Annotated in this window: 12 protein-coding genes; 5 read left to right on the forward strand and 7 right to left on the reverse strand. The window is 77.0% G+C overall.

Annotation, left to right across the window (positions count from 1 at the left end):
* Window positions 1-197: 197 nt before the first annotated feature.
* Window positions 198-1,988, forward strand: coding sequence for a hypothetical protein (locus ACH5AR_RS17520; RefSeq protein WP_396302304.1), 1,791 nt, complete (start codon window positions 198-200; stop codon window positions 1,986-1,988).
* Here the strand turns inward: ACH5AR_RS17520 and ACH5AR_RS17525 are convergent.
* The 3 genes from ACH5AR_RS17525 to metF form a co-directional block, all read right to left on the reverse strand.
* Entirely contained in the window at window positions 1,985-2,527 is a 543-nt protein-coding gene (locus ACH5AR_RS17525) for a hypothetical protein (protein WP_396302305.1), read from the reverse strand. The genes ACH5AR_RS17520 and ACH5AR_RS17525 overlap by 4 nt on opposite strands.
* 126 nt (window positions 2,528-2,653) lie before the next feature.
* The gene (locus ACH5AR_RS17530; RefSeq protein ID WP_396302306.1) at window positions 2,654-4,900 is read right to left on the reverse strand and encodes a heavy metal translocating P-type ATPase; all 2,247 of its coding nucleotides are present in this window, start codon (window positions 4,898-4,900) and stop codon (window positions 2,654-2,656) included.
* A 219-nt stretch (window positions 4,901-5,119) separates the two neighbouring features.
* Window positions 5,120-6,055, reverse strand: coding sequence for a methylenetetrahydrofolate reductase [NAD(P)H] (metF, locus tag ACH5AR_RS17535; RefSeq protein WP_396302307.1), 936 nt, complete (start codon window positions 6,053-6,055; stop codon window positions 5,120-5,122).
* Window positions 6,056-6,299: 244 nt separating this feature from the next.
* Between metF and ACH5AR_RS17540 the strand changes: the two genes are divergently transcribed.
* Window positions 6,300-6,620, forward strand: coding sequence for a heavy-metal-associated domain-containing protein (locus ACH5AR_RS17540; protein ID WP_396302308.1), 321 nt, complete (start codon window positions 6,300-6,302; stop codon window positions 6,618-6,620).
* Between the two features lie 407 nt (window positions 6,621-7,027).
* On the opposite strand, the gene ACH5AR_RS17545 is transcribed toward ACH5AR_RS17540, so the two are convergent.
* Window positions 7,028-7,570 carry an MOSC domain-containing protein gene (locus ACH5AR_RS17545; protein ID WP_396302309.1) on the reverse strand — a complete coding sequence of 181 codons (543 nt, stop codon included), beginning with the start codon at window positions 7,568-7,570 and terminating at the stop codon, window positions 7,028-7,030.
* Window positions 7,571-7,647: 77 nt separating this feature from the next.
* Complete coding sequence (locus ACH5AR_RS17550) at window positions 7,648-8,058, reverse strand: DUF4345 domain-containing protein (protein WP_396302310.1); 411 nt, start codon at window positions 8,056-8,058, stop codon at window positions 7,648-7,650.
* A gap of 90 nt (window positions 8,059-8,148) precedes the next feature.
* On the opposite strand from ACH5AR_RS17550, the gene ACH5AR_RS17555 reads away from it, so the two are divergent.
* Window positions 8,149-8,787 (forward strand): TetR/AcrR family transcriptional regulator, encoded by a 639-nt coding sequence (locus ACH5AR_RS17555; RefSeq protein ID WP_396302311.1) that lies wholly within the window; start codon window positions 8,149-8,151, stop codon window positions 8,785-8,787.
* A 102-nt stretch (window positions 8,788-8,889) separates the two neighbouring features.
* On the forward strand, window positions 8,890-10,182 hold the full coding sequence (locus ACH5AR_RS17560) for a cytochrome P450 (RefSeq protein WP_396302312.1): 1,293 nt from the start codon (window positions 8,890-8,892) through the stop codon (window positions 10,180-10,182).
* A gap of 25 nt (window positions 10,183-10,207) precedes the next feature.
* Here ACH5AR_RS17560 and ACH5AR_RS17565 read toward each other — a convergent pair whose 3' ends face one another.
* On the reverse strand, window positions 10,208-11,056 hold the full coding sequence (locus tag ACH5AR_RS17565) for a phosphotransferase (protein ID WP_396302313.1): 849 nt from the start codon (window positions 11,054-11,056) through the stop codon (window positions 10,208-10,210).
* Complete coding sequence (locus ACH5AR_RS17570; protein ID WP_396302314.1) at window positions 11,053-12,279, reverse strand: Dyp-type peroxidase; 1,227 nt, start codon at window positions 12,277-12,279, stop codon at window positions 11,053-11,055. Before ACH5AR_RS17570 ends, ACH5AR_RS17565 begins: the two co-directional genes overlap by 4 nt.
* 31 nt (window positions 12,280-12,310) lie before the next feature.
* Here ACH5AR_RS17570 and ACH5AR_RS17575 point away from each other — a divergent pair, with 31 nt between their 5' ends.
* Complete coding sequence (locus ACH5AR_RS17575; RefSeq protein WP_396302315.1) at window positions 12,311-13,672, forward strand: right-handed parallel beta-helix repeat-containing protein; 1,362 nt, start codon at window positions 12,311-12,313, stop codon at window positions 13,670-13,672.
* The last annotated feature ends 678 nt before the right edge of the window (window positions 13,673-14,350 follow it).

Genomic DNA, 14,350 nt, shown 5'->3' on the forward strand with positions numbered 1-14,350 from the left:
TGGCTTTCCCAGACCATGAGTTGACGTTGTGTCGTGATGTTGCTCGGGCGCCATCAGAATAGGCCCTCGGTCGGACGGACGAACAGCGAAGAGCACTATCCTGGGCATCACCGCTCCAGGGGAACGGCGGCACGGCAACAGCGCCGCGGCAGCGCGTCGCCGGCGCGTCCACAGGGATCAGAACCGTCGGGGGTCGAGTGTCCGAGTCGCGTTGGGTGCCCGGGCTCCGGTTCGGGCCGGAGTTCGACCCCGAGCAGTACGAACTGCTGGAGTTCCACCACCGGGGCGGCGAGGCCGAGGTCTGGCGGGCGGTCCGCACCGGGCACAACGGGCGCAAGGAACTCGTCGCCGCGAAGATCATGCTGGAGCGCGACCCGGCCGAGGTGCGGCGCTGGCTCGGCCGCTGGGACGACGTCTCGCACAACGCGCACCGGCTGGGCGTCACCGACCTGGTGGTGCCCAGCTTCCTGCTCGGCCCCTCCCCGCACCGGCCCGGCAGTCCGCCCGGCGGCGCGCTGCTCGGCTACCAGATCTCGCCCTGGGTCGAGGGCGTGCCGCTGCACACCTGGGCGCGCGGCCAGCGCGGCGGCCCGTCGGCGGCGGCCGAGGTGCTGACCCGGCTCTGCGGGATCGTCGACGAGCTGCACCGCAAGCGCTGGGTGCACCGCGACATCTCCCCCGCCAACGTGCTGGTGGACGGCCAGGGGCAGGTCAAGCTGATCGACCTGACCTTCCTCGCCCCGCTGGACCACGCCCTGACGGTGGCGGTGTTCACCCCCGGCCACGTCCCGCCCGAGGCCGAGCAGGTGGGCGGCTTCCCGACGACGGCCAAGGACCTGTTCGCGGTCGGCACCCTCGCCCGCACCCTGCTGCTGCCCGACCACGGCCGTCTGGACCACCGGCTGGCCGCCGAACAGGCCCGCGCCGAGCTGCTGGCGGCGGGCTACGGCGAGGAGCTGGCGCACTGGGCCTGCGAGCCGCTGGCCCGCGACCCGGACCGCCGCCCCGCCCCGCTCGGCCCCTGGGCCGCCCGGGGCCGCGAACTGCTGCGCGCCCACCGGCCGGTGGGCCGCACCGCGGGCCTGGCCGTGCTGCCCGACCCGGCCGGGCGGCCGCTGGTGGTCACCGGCGGCGCCGACGGCACCGCACTGGCCGGGCCGGGCCGCCTCGGCCGGCGGCTCCCGACCGGCCAGGGGCCCTGCGGGGTGCGGGAGTTGGCGGCGGGCTGGGCCGGCCCCCAGGGCGAGCTGGTGATCTGCGCCGAGGACCGCGCCGGCACCCTGTGGGTCGGTACGGCGGCGGGCTGGTGGGAGGCGGCGCGCGGGGTCGGCGGGCTGGCGGGCGCGGTGGGCCCGGCCGGGGAGATGACGGTCTGGACGGCCGTCGGCGGCGCGCTGCGCTCGTACCGCTGGGCTCCCGGCCGCACCCTCACCGGCCAGGAGCACCCCGGCTGCCCGGCCGACCGGGTGCTCGCCGCCGAGGAGGAGCGGCCCGGCGCCTGGCTGCTGCTGGTCGAGCACCGCGAGCGGGTGCTGAGCTGGCGGCCCGGCGCCGGGCGGCCGCCCGCCCCGGTGGGGCCGCCCGGCCCGCTGCGCGCGGGGGCGCTGGCCCGTACCTCCGCCGGTCCGCGGGCCGCCACGCTGCGGGCGGACGGCTCCGTCCAGCTGCACGCCCTCGGCACGACGGGCGCGGGGACGGAGATCGGCGACGGCGAGCCCTCGCTCGGCCTCGCCATGGTCGGCCACCGCGGCGGCCCGACCGTCGCCCTGGCCGGCGCGGGCGGCGTACGGCTGCGGCTGCCGGCCGGCGGGGCGTCCCGGCGGCCCCGCTGGTGGCGGCCCACCCTGCGCCCGGCCACCCGGGTCGCGCTGGCCGTCGGCGACGACTGGCGGCTGTGCCTGGCGGCGGTGGTGGAGGGCGAGTTGCAGGCCTGGCAGGAGGGCGCGGCGTACCGCTGGCAGCCGGTGGAGCTGCCGGAGGAGGGTTAGCCCCGGGCTTGCGGGCAGCCGTCGAGGAGTTCGGCGAAGGCCGCCCCGGCGGCGCCCCGCGGGTGGATCCGCTCGGCCCGCAGGCCGTCCGGCGTGCTGGTCACGTAGTGCTCGGCGTGGAACGAGAAGTCGTCCCAGGGCTCCCAGGTGTGGGCGCGCAGCAGGGTCCGCCCGCAGCGGGTGCAGCCGATCCACGGCACCAGGACCAGGGCGGCCAGCTCCGGCTCGCTCCAGCCCGTCAGCACCTCGGCCTCGTCGCCCTCGCCGTCCAGCAGCCGCACCGGGGCGGGCGCGCCGTCGCCCGGGCAGCGCAGGAGGCCGGGGGTGAGCCGCTCGCGCTCGCCCCACTCCTCGGCGAGCACGGAGATCCGGGCCCGGTCCGCGCCGCCGAGCGGGACCTGGCGGGCGAGCAGGCCCTCGACCAGCAGCGCGAGCCCGCTCTCTCGCTCGCCGATCGCCCAGCTGTCCTTGACGCCCCGGGCGGCGTCCTCCGGCAGGAGGTCGGCGATCCGGTGCCAGAGCGCGGTGTCTTCGTCCATGGGTCGGACTCTAGTCGCGGGCGGGCGGCGCCGGTCGGCCAGGGGTGCGCGGCGGCGGGGACGCGCCGAGGCCCCGGAGCCCCTGGTGGGGGTCCGGGGCCTCGGCCGGCGGTGCGGCTCGGCGGCTCAGCGGAAGCGGCGCAGCCGCAGGCTGTTGCCGACCACGAAGACCGAGGAGAAGGCCATCGCGGCCCCCGCGATCATCGGGTTGAGCATCCCCGCCGCGGCCAGCGGCAGGGCGGCGACGTTGTAGCCGAAGGCCCAGAACAGGTTGCTCTTGATGGTGCCCAGCGTCCTGCGGGAGAGCCGGATGGCGTCGGCGGCGGCCAGCAGGTCGCCGCGGACCAGGGTGAGGTCGCCGGCCTCGATGGCGGCGTCGGTGCCGGTGCCCATCGCCAGGCCGAGGTCGGCCTGGGCGAGCGCGGCGGCGTCGTTGACCCCGTCGCCGACCATCGCGACGACCTTGCCCTCGGCCTGCAGCCGCTTGACGGTGTCGACCTTGTCCTGCGGCATGACCTCGGCGATCACGTGCTCCGGCCCGATGCCGACCTCGGCCGCCACGGCCTCGGCGACGAGCCGGTTGTCACCGGTGAGCAGCACCGGGGTCAGGCCGAGCGCGCGCAGCCTGCCGACGGCCTCGGCGCTGGTCGGCTTGACCGCGTCGGCGACCTCCAGCACCGCCCGGGCCTCGCCGTCCCAGCCGACCGCGATCGCGGTGCGGCCGGCTGCCTCGGCGGTGCGCTTGGCCTCGGCCAGCGCCTCGGGCAGGTACTGCGACCACTCGTTCAGCAGGGCCTCCCGGCCCGCCACCACGGCGTGGCCGTCGACCACGCCCTGCACGCCCAGGCCCGGGACGTTCTCGAAGCCCTCGACGGCGGGCAGTTCGCCGGCCTTCGCGGCGGCCTCGGCGACGGCCCGGGCGATCGGGTGCTCGGAGGCGTGCTCCAGGGCGCCGGCCAGGCGCAGCACCTCGGCCTCGGTGGCGGCGCCGGCGGTGTGGACGGCGAGCAGGGTCATCCGGCCGGTGGTGACGGTGCCGGTCTTGTCCAGCACGATGGTGTCGACCTTGCGGGTGGACTCCAGCACCTCGGGGCCCTTGATCAGGATGCCGAGCTGGGCGCCGCGGCCGGTGCCGACCAGCAGGGCGGTCGGGGTGGCCAGGCCGAGGGCGCAGGGGCAGGCGATGATCAGCACGGCGACGGCCGCGGTGAAGGCGGCGGCCCAGCCCTCGCCGGTGCCCAGCCAGTAGCCGAGGGTGGCCACCGCGAGGATGATCACGATCGGCACGAAGACCGCGGAGATCCGGTCGGCGAGGCGCTGGGCGGCGGCCTTGCCGTTCTGCGCCTCCTCGACCAGCCGGGCCATCCGGGACAGCTGGGTGTCGGCACCGACCCGGGTGGCCTCGACCACCAGCCGGCCGCCGGCGTTGACGGTGGCGCCGGTGACGGAGTCGCCGACCCCGACCTCGACCGGAACGGACTCGCCGGTCAGCATCGAGGCGTCCACGGCCGAGGCACCCTCGACCACCGTGCCGTCGGTGGCGATCTTCTCGCCCGGCCGGACCACGAAGCGCGTCCCCACCGCGAGCTCGGCGACCGGGATGCGCACCTCGGCTCCGCCGCGCAGCACCGTCACGTCCTTGGCGCCGAGTTCCAGCAGCGCCTTCAGCGCCGCCCCGGCGGTGCGCTTGGAGCGGGCCTCGAAGTAGCGCCCGGCCAGGATGAAGGCGGTGACGCCGGCCGCCGCCTCCAGGTAGATGGCGGACGAGCCGTCGCCGCGGGCGATGGTGAACTCGAAGCCGTGCCGCATGCCCGGCATCCCGGCGTGGCCGAAGAACAGCGCCCACAGCGACCACAGGAAGGCGGCGAGGGTGCCGAGCGAGACCAGGGTGTCCATGGTCGCGGCGCCGTGCCGGGCGTTGGTGAACGCGGCCCGGTGGAAGGGCCAGGCGGCGTAGGTGACGACCGGCGCGGCGAGGGTCAGCGAGAGCCACTGCCAGTTGTCGAACTGGAGGGCCGGCACCATCGCCATCGCGACCACCGGCACGGCGAGCGCGAGCGCGGTGAACAGCCGCTGGCGCAGCGAGGCCAGCTCGTCGGCCGGCCCGGACGCCTCGGCGCCCTGCCCGGTGGCCGTGACCCGGGGCCCGGGCAGCTCGGCGGTGTAGCCGGTGGCCTCGACGGTGGCGATCAGATCGGCGACCTCGACCCCGTCCGCGAAGGCGACCTTCGCCTTCTCGGTGGCGTAGTTGACGCTGGCCGTGACCCCGTCCATCCGGTTGAGCTTCTTCTCGATCCGGGCCGCGCAGGAGGCGCACGTCATGCCGCCGATCGAGAGTTCCACCTCCGCTGAGGCGGGTGCCTGCGTAGTCATCGTCGCTCCTCGTGACGTCGTCGTGCGGTACGTGTCGCGGCCGGGCCCCCTCTCATACCGCAGAGGGGTATCGGTCAGCGTCGGTCTCATTTGTACCCCCTGGGGGTATGGTCCGCAAGGCTCGGACGCAGGGGCGCGGGAAGCCCGCCGGGCCGGCTTCCCGCGCCCGACCGGACGCCAGGCGGTCCCCCGGTTCGACAACGGACCGGCGTCGGTCCGCTAGGCCGCTGACGCCGGCGCGGGCGCGGCGGTGGCCGGGGTGCTCGGGGCGAGGTTGCGGTGGATCTCCAGGGCGGCGGTGGAGCGGTTGAGGGTGATGTAGTGCAGCCCCGGGGCTCCCTCGTGGAGGAGGCGCTCGGCCATCCGGGTGGCGTGGTCGACGCCGATGCGGTGCGCCGCCGCCCGGTCGCCGCGGGCCGCCTCCAGGCGCCGGGCCAGGCCCGCGGGGAAGGAGGCGCCGCTGAGTTCGGCGAAGCGGCTGATCTGGCGCACGTCGGTGGCGGGCATGATCTCCGGGATGACCGGGGTGTCGCAGCCCGCCGCGGCCAGCCGGTCGCGCAGCCGCAGGTAGTGCTCGACGTCGAAGAACATCTGGGTGACGGCGTAGTCGGCGCCCGCCCGGCACTTGGCGACGAAGTGCCGGATGTCGCCGTCCCAGTCCGGCGAGCGCGGGTGGCGTTCGGGGAAGGCGGCGACGCCGACGGTGAAGGCGCCGCACTCCTTGACCAGCCGGACCAGTTCGGCCGCGTACCGCAGCCCGCGCGGGTGCGGCTCCCAGGCGCCGTTGGGGTCGCCCGGCGGGTCGCCGCGCAGGGCGAGGACGTCGCGGATGCCGACGTCGGCGTAGCGCCGTAGGACGGCCTGGAGTTCGGCGGTGGAGTGGCCGACCGCGGTGAGGTGGGCGACCGGGCGCAGGGTGGTCTGTGCGGCGATCAGCTCGGTGGTTCCGATGGTGCGGTCGCGCGAGGAGCCGCCGGCGCCGTAGGTGACCGAGACGAAGGTCGGCGCGACGGCCTCCACCCGCCGGATCGCCGCCCACAGGGCGCGTTCGCCGGCCTCGTCCCGGGCGGGGAAGAACTCGAAGGAGTAGGTCCGTTCGCCGGCCGCGAGGATCTCGCGCAGGCCGCGCGGGGCGCGCCGGGTGGTGGGGTCCATGAGGTCACCTCGTGTGGTGGGCGGGGGCGTGGTCCGGGTTGCGGGGCAGCGCCTCCACCCTGCCCGGGCACCCGCAACAGGACTGCCACACCGCCTGGTTGGGAGCGTCGGAGGAAAGGGGCAGGCCGCTCCCGACAGCCTGGCGGAGCCCTTCTCATTACCCCAGGGGGGTATGGTATGTTCGCCGACGAGGCGGCCGCCCGGACAGTCCGGTCGGCGCCGGACACCCACCCCGGGAGCACCCATGAGCGAGACCACCGTCACCGTCGAGACCCCCGCCGCCGAGGCCTCCTCCTGCTGCGGCTCGTGCGGCACCGGCGCCTCCGCGGCACCGGCCGCCGAGGCCGCGCGGTCCGCGGTCTTCCGGGTGGAGGGCATGACCTGCGGCCACTGCGTCGCCTCGGTCACCGCCGAGCTGAAGAAGCTCGACGGCGTCGGCGAGGTCGCCGTGGACCTCGCCGCCGGCACCGTCACCGTCGGCAGCACCGGCCCGCTGGCCGACTCCGAGGTGGCCGCCGCCGTCGACGAGGCCGGCTACGAGCTGGTCGGCCGCGTCGAGGGCTGACGCCCCGGCGCCCAGGCACCGGTGGCGGCCCCCGGCGGCGACCGCGCCCCCGAGGCCCCCCGCCGGGCCCCCGGCGCCGGGGGCCGGCCCGCGCCGCCCCCCCCCCACCCGCGCGCGCGCGCCGCGCCGCGGCGCCCCCCGCCCCCGGGCCCCCCCCCCCCCCCCGGCCCGGGGGGGCCCCCCCCCCCCCCGGGCGGGCCCCCCCCCCCGACCAGCCGCCCCCGGTGGGCGGGAGCCCGCCCCGGCGCACAGGAACCGGAGCCGGCCGCGGTCGGCTACTGCTCCCCCGAGGACGACGTCCGGGACGCCGTCGCCGAGGGCGGGCCGGAGCCGGCCCCCGGCATTACGGGGCGGGGGTATGGTCGACGCCCGCCGGCACCTTCACGACCTGCGCCGTCCCGACGTCCTCAGACCCGGTCGAGCGGCCGGTGCGGGCCGTCCGGCAGCTCGACCACGACGGTGTCGCCGGGCCGGACCGGGCCGCCGGTGCGGACGACGCCCATGATGCCGGCACGGCGCACGACGGTGCCGTCCTCGGCGCGGCCGACGACCTGCTTGAGCAGCCCGGGCCGGTAGGCCTCGATCTGGGCGCACGGGTTGCGCAGGCCGGTGACCTCCACCTCGGCCTCGGGGCCGATCCGCAGCACCGCGCCGACCGGCAGGCCGAGCAGGTCCACGCCCTCGGTGGTGATGTTCTCGCCCAGCGCGCCCGGGGCGACGTCGAAGCCCGACTCGCCGAGCTCGGTGAGCAGTTCGCGGTGGATCAGGTGGACCTGCCGCAGGTTGGGCGCCGTCGGGTCCTGGGCGACGCGGGAGCGGTGCCTGACCGTCACCCCGGCGTGCACGTCCCCCTCGACGCCCAGCCCGGCGAGCAGCGTGATGCCGTCGCGGTTCGGCTTGGTGAACGAGTACTCGGCGTTGCTGCTGACTGCCACCACGGTGCCGTTCATGTGCCGGTTCCCCTCTCGCGGACGTGCGTTCGACCGGTGCGGAGCATAACCCCTGGTACGGCCGGCCCTCCCGGAGGTCAGCGAGCCGGTGCGGCGGCCCGGTGGCCGCCGTGCGCCCGCTCGTCCGCGTCGGCGAGCCACAGGTGCACCGGCGCGAGCCCGAGTTCGATCCCCATCAGCACCAGCTGGAACCAGTGCGGCCGCCCGTCCGCCACGATCGACAGCACCCGGGCGAGGCCGCCCAGCAGGAAGACCGCCGCCAGCCACCGCACCGTCCGGGCCGGCACCGGCGCCCGCCGGGCGGCCTGGATCCAGGCCACGCCGTACCCGGCGAAGACCGCGCCCATGAAGCGGCCGAAGCCGGCGACCGTCGGCCCGGCGTCCGCGGCGCCGGGCATCGCGGCGTTCCCCAGCAGGATGTGGAGGAACCCGATCGCCACACAGGCGATCCCCGTCGTCCACGCGAGCACCCGCAACGCCTTGGCCATGACCCGGCCACCCCCTCGGTGAAAGTCTGGTTGACACGCGTCTACTAAGCTGCGCCAGCCGGTGGACGCGTGTCAAGTAACCTGGCGCCCATGCCAGTCCACGAACCGCGCCGACGGCTCTCCCCCGCCGAGCGACGCGCCCAGCTGCTCTCCGTCGGCGCCCGGATGTTCGCCGAACGGCCGTACGAGGAGGTGCTGATGGAGGAGGTGGCCGCGCGGGCCGGGGTCTCCCGCGCGCTGCTCTACCGGCACTTCGCGAGCAAGCGTGAACTCTTCGCCGAGGTCTACCGGGAGGCGGCCGCGGACCTGCTCGCCCGGAGCCGCTTCGACCCGGCCGACACCCTGGTCGAGCAGCTGGTCGAGGGCATGGACGCGCACCTGGACTACTTCGTCGCCAACCGGCACGCCGTGCTCGCGGCCAACCGCGTCCTGGCCGGGGACCAGGTGATCCAGACCATCATGACCGAGGAGCTCGACACCCTGCGCGGCCGACTGCTGGGCGTCCTCCCGCTCGCGGACGAGCGGAACCGGCAGGCGGCCTCGCAGGTCCTGCGCAGCTGGCTGGTGTTCGTGCGGGTGCTGGTCATCGACTGGCTCACCGAGGAGAGCTGCACCCGCACCGAGCTGCGGGACGCCTGCATCGGCGCCGTGCTGGGCGCGCTCCGGCCGCTGCTGCCCGTCGATCCGGCACCCGGCCGGGGGCACGGAGGGCATACCATCGGGGCGTAACGGAAGAAGCGTCACAACCGTCCAATTCCTCATGAAGATAAGACAATTGGATGCCCGGACGCTTCCCGACCAGTCGGACCTCCGAACCCCGCGAAGGGACCCATGGACTCCGTCACAGCCGACCTCCGGGCCGCCCTGCCCCCACTCCACCGGCTCCCCACCACCCCGGCCCAGCCGCCCCACCCCACCACCCTCCCGGACGGCACCCCCGCGTGGCTGATCACCCGCTACCACGACGTCCGGCAGGTCCTCGGCGACCCCCGGGTCACCCGGGCGGACCTGCACGAGGTCGGCACCGCGGGCGCCACCGCCGACGTGGCCGCCAACCCCGCCTCCCTGTTCAACCAGGACGGGCCCGCCCACCGCCGGCTGCGCGCCACCGTCCGACGGGCCTTCACCCCGCGCGCCATCGCCGGCTGGCAGCCGTGGGTCGCGGCCGCCGTCCAGCAGTCCGTGGACCGGCTGGTCGCCGCCGGCCCGCCGGCCGACCTGGTGCCCGCGTTCGCCCGGCCGGTGCCGTTCGCCGTCACCACCCGGCTGATGGGGCTCGACGGGGACGGGCCGGACCGCCTGGACGACGAGCGGCTCCAGCGCTGGACCACCGCGCTGCTCGCCCAGGGCGGCGAACAGGGCGGAGAGCAGAGTGGAGAGCAGGGCGGAGAGCAGGGCAGGGACCAGGGCGAGGAGGGGAACCGGGGCCGGCGCGGCGCCGGGGCCGGGGCCAGGGCCGGGCACGACGCCGCCCTCGCCGAATTCGGCGCCTTCATGGGCGAGTTGGTCGCCCGCCGACGCCGCGAGCCAGGCGACGACCTGGTCAGCCGACTGGTCCGGGCCGCCGACCAGGACGGCGGCGTCCCGGAGGACTCCCTCGTCTTCCTGGTCGCCGGACTCACCGCCAGCGGCAACGAGAGTGTCGCCGGGGCCCTCGCCAACGCCCTGGTGTACGTGCTCGGCGAGCGCCCCGGGCACTGGCCGCGCCTGGCCGACCCGGACGTCGCCGAGCGCACCGCCGAACGGCTGCTGCACTACATCCCGCTCGGCGACGACGAGGCCACCATCCGCCGCACCACCGCGCCGGTCGACGTCGGCGAGGTCACCGTCCCGGCCGGCGCGGTCCTCGCCGTCAGCCTCGGCAGCGCCAACCGCGACCCGGCCGTCTACCCCGAGGGCCTCGACACCGACCTCGACCTCCCGCTCCCCGCGCCGACGCTCGCCTTCAGCTCCGGCCCGCACTACTGCATCGGCGCCTGGCGGGTCCGCCTGGAGATGCGCGAGTCCCTGCACCGCCTCGCCACCGCCCTGCCCGGGCTGCGCCTCACCACCCCGGTCGCGGAGCTGGCCTGGCAGCTCGGCGGCACCACCCGCAGCCCGTCCCACCTCCCGGTGGACTGGTAGCGGCTCGCGGCCCGGCCGCCCGGCCTCAGTCCAGCAGGGCGGCCGACCACCGCTCCAGGCGCTGCTCGACGTACTCCGCGTCGGTGCGCCAGACCTCCCCGTGCCCCTCCGCCCAGAGCCCCGCCCAGGGCTGTTCGCCACGGCCCGCGCGGTCCCGCAGGAAGTCGTGCATGGCCCGGGTGCGCGGGCCCAACAGCGGTACCAGGGACCGCCGTTCGCCCTCGTCCAGCCCGTAGGCGTCGACGAAGACGCGCAGCCGGGCCGCCGCGCGGGCGTCGGCGAGCCGGAGGCCCGGCCGGGCCGACAGCGGCAGGAAGCCGTGCAGGGCGTAGGCGAGGTCCCAGAGCCGGGTGCCGGGGGCGGCGGTGTCCCAGTCGATGAAGGACCAGCGGTGCCCGGGGCCGGCCACCAGGTTCCACGGGGCCAGGTCGTTGTGGGCGATGGTGTCGGGGGCGCCGTCGGGCGGCATCAGCACCCGCCACCGGGCGTCCGGCGGGGGCGTGAAGTCCCGTACCGCGTCGTGGAACTCCCGGACCAGCCGGGCGATCCGGGCCAGCCGCCCGGCCGGGCGCAGCAGGTCGAAGCGGTCGGGCCAGACCACCTCGCCCGGCTGGTACGTCAGCACCTCGCGGCCCTGCCCGTCCAGGCCGAGGGGGCGCGGCGCCGCCCGGAACCCGGCCGCGTGCAGGTGCTCCAGCAGCGCGTGCACCGCGGGCGTCCACGGTCCGGCCGGGCGCCGCACGGTGTCCCCGACGCGGACCACGCCGGTGCTCGTGTTCCCGCCGGAGAGCGGCTGCTCCTCCACCCCGCCCGCCCGGGCTCCGGCACCACCGGACGCACCGGTTCCCGCCCCGCCGCCGGACGCCTCCCTCATCCGAACAGCCCCTCCCCCAGCGTCCCGCCCTCCGGCGCGCCCGGCAGCACGTAGGCCACCGCCGAGGCGGTGTGCTGGACGAAGGCGTTGAGGGCGTCGCGCTCCGCCAGCCGGTTCTGGACCCTGGTGAACTGGGCCGGATCGCGCATGAAGGCGCAGAACAGCAGCCCGCGGTCGTCCGGGCCGTCGTCGTAGCTGTAGCCCCGGCGCAGCATCCGGGCGCCGCCGTCCAGCCGGGGGCTGGAGAGGCGGACGTGCGCGGTGGCCGGGAGGACGTACGAGCCGTCCGGGTTCTTGGTGTAGATGTCCGGCTCGTCGTGCTCGGCGGTGCCGGTGAGCGGGGCGCCGTCGCCGATCCGACGGCCCATCACCTGCTCCCGGCGCTCCTCGGGCAGGGCGGCGAAGGCGGCGGTGTCCATCCGGATCCGGCGGTAGACCAGGACCGTCCCGTGCCGGTGCGGTCCCGGCGGGCCCCAGACCCACTGGTCGCCCTGCTCGGCGTCCGGGTTCGCCGTGCCGTCCTTGAAGCCGAAGAGGTTGCGCGGGGTCGCGCCGCCGGTCGTCCGGGCCAGGAAGCCGGACTGCGTCCACCGCGCCGTCGCGCCCGCCGCCCGGGCCGCCGCGTCCACCTGCTCGGCGACCACGGACAGCGGCCAGCGGTCCGCCGCGCACAGCTGGACCACCAGGTCGCCGCCGCCGCGTGCCGGGTCGAGCCGGTCCCCGGGGAAGGCGGGCAGCCCGGCCAGCAGGGCGGGCGGGACGTTCAGCCCCAGCCGGGCGGCGAGGTCGGGGCCGACGCCCACCAGGCTGCTGAGCCCGGCCGGGCGGGCGTCCTGCAGCCGGGCGTCCGTCGGGCCGCCCCCGGCCGCGGCGGCCAGCACCCCGGTCAACGCGCCGAGCAGGGCGCGCAGCGCGGCCCGGCCGTCCGAGGTGGAGGCCGGCGCCAGGTCGAGCGCCAGCAGTTGGGTGGCCGGCTGCTGCGCGGCCGTCACCCCGGCCTGCCGTTCGCCGTGGAAGGGCACCGGCGCCGGCTCCGGCGCCGCCGCGGGCCGCCGGCCGTGGCCGCCGCCCCGCAGGCCCTCACCGCCCAGGGCCAGGGCCGTGACCCCCGCACCGAGCCCCGCGGCCGCCACCACCCCGCCCGCGAGCAGCCCCCTGCGGTCCAGCCCGCCACCGCGGGCGGTCGACGGCCGGCCCTGCGCCTTTCCGGTTTCGGCATGCATGGGCGACATTGGAGACGATAGAACACGCCGTATGCAACTTCTGACCACACGTCACCCGCACCCGGGCACGGCACCCCGGACCGCGGGCCGGGCCGCCAGGCGGCTGCCCGCGCTGCTCGCCGCCGCCGTCCTCGCGCTGGCCGGCTGCTCCTCGGGCGGCTCGTCCTCCTCGGACGCCAAGCACCCGGAGGGCACGGTCGTCCGCGTCCCGCAGCACTTCCCGACCATCCAGCAGGCCGTGGACGTCGCCCGCGAGGGGGACACCGTGCTGGTCGACCCGGGCACCTACCGGGAGAGCGTGCGCCTGACCAAGCCGAAGATCGTGCTGCGCGGCACCGACCGCAACGCGGTGGTGCTGGACGGCGGCCTCAGGCTGGTCAACGGCATCACGGCCTCCGGCCCCGGCACGGTGGTGGAGAACCTCACCGTCCACGGCTACCTGGCCAACGGCGTGCTGTTCACCGGCGTCACCGACGAGAAGCTCCAGCAGCACGGCGCCGGCGGCTCGGCCTACGACCCGCTGGACACCGTCCGCTTCCCGCCCGTCCAGGGCTTCCGGGCCAGCAGCGTCACCGCGTACAACAACGGCCTGTACGGCATCTACGCCTTCGACGCCCGCGGCGGCGTCATCGAGGACTCGTACGCCTCCGGCGGCGCCGACTCCGGCATCTACGTCGGCCAGTGCAAGCCCTGCGACACCCTGGTGCGGGGCAACACGGTGGAGCGCAACGCCGTCGGCATCGAGATCACCAACGCCTCCGACAACCTCACCGTGGTCGGCAACCGGGTGCACGGCAACCGGGTCGGCGTCACCGTCAACTCCAACGACCTCGAAGCGCTCGCACCGCAGCACGGCGCGGTGATCGCGGGCAACGTCGTCACCGACAACAACGCCGCCGACACCCCCCAACAGGCCGACGGCGCCTGGGGCATCGGCATCGGGATCGGCGGCGGCACCGCCAACCAGGTGCAGCGCAACCTGGTCCAGGGCAACCGCTCGGCCGGGATCATCGTCACCGACCCGCCCGGGCACCCGGCGAGCGGCAACCGGATCGAGGGCAACCGGACCACCGGCAACGGCACCGACCTCGTGCTGGCCTCCGCCGACCCGGGCAACTGCTTCTCCGGCAACCAGCCGGCCGTCCAGAGCCCGGACGGCCTGGAGGCGCTGGCGGGCTGCGCCGCCGCTGGCCGCACCGCACCGCCCTTCGGCCGCGGCAGCCCGGTCCAGGCGCCGCCCGGCGTCCCGTTCAGCCAGGTCCCGGCCCCGCCCGCGCAGCCCTCGCTGCCGGACCCGGGCGCGCCCGGCCGCCCGGCGACCGACCTCCCGGGGCCGGTCGACCCCGGCGCCTACCCGCTGCCGGAGTCCGCGGACGCCGTTCCGAAGCGCTGAGCGGCCCGGGGCCGCTGCCGGGGACCGGGGCCGCTGCCGCCGTGCGGGGCGGGCGCGGTCGGGCGGGGCGGGCGCGGTCGGGCGGGGCGGGCGCGGTCGGGCGGGGCGGGCGCGGTCGGGCGGGGCGGGCGCGGTCGGGGGGGGGCGCCCGGGGGGCCCCCCCCCCCCGGCCCCCCCCCCCCCCCCCCCCCCCCCCCCCCCCCCCCCCGCGCCGTCGGCCGACCAGGGCCAGCGTGCCGCCCGCGCCCACCAGGGCCGTCGCGCCGGCCAGGCCGAGCGGCAGCAGCGGGCCGGCCCCGGTGCTCGGCAGCGGGCCGCCGGCCCGGGGCGGCGATCCCGGCAGGTCCGCGAGGTCCGGCGCATCCGGCAGGCCCGGCGCGTCCGCCAGGTCGGCCGGGTCCGGCGCATCCGCCAGGTCCGCCAGGTCAGCCGGGTCAGCCGGGTCGGCCAGGTCCGCCGGGTCCGGCGACGGGAGCGGCCGGGCCGTCGGGGCGTCCACCGTCCAGGCCGCGGCCCGCGCCGGCGCCGGGCCGGACGGCGGCGCCGGCGCGGGCACCGTCGCGATGGGCGGCGTGGCCAGCGGCGGCGAGGAGGTCGCCGGGTCCGGCGGCGGCGTCGGCAGCGGCGGCCACGGGAGGCCGATCCGCCGGTTGACGACCGTCACCGTGATCCCCTCGC

Source organism: Kitasatospora sp. NPDC018619, assembly GCF_044391605.1.
In the GTDB taxonomy this organism is placed as follows: domain Bacteria; phylum Actinomycetota; class Actinomycetes; order Streptomycetales; family Streptomycetaceae; genus Kitasatospora.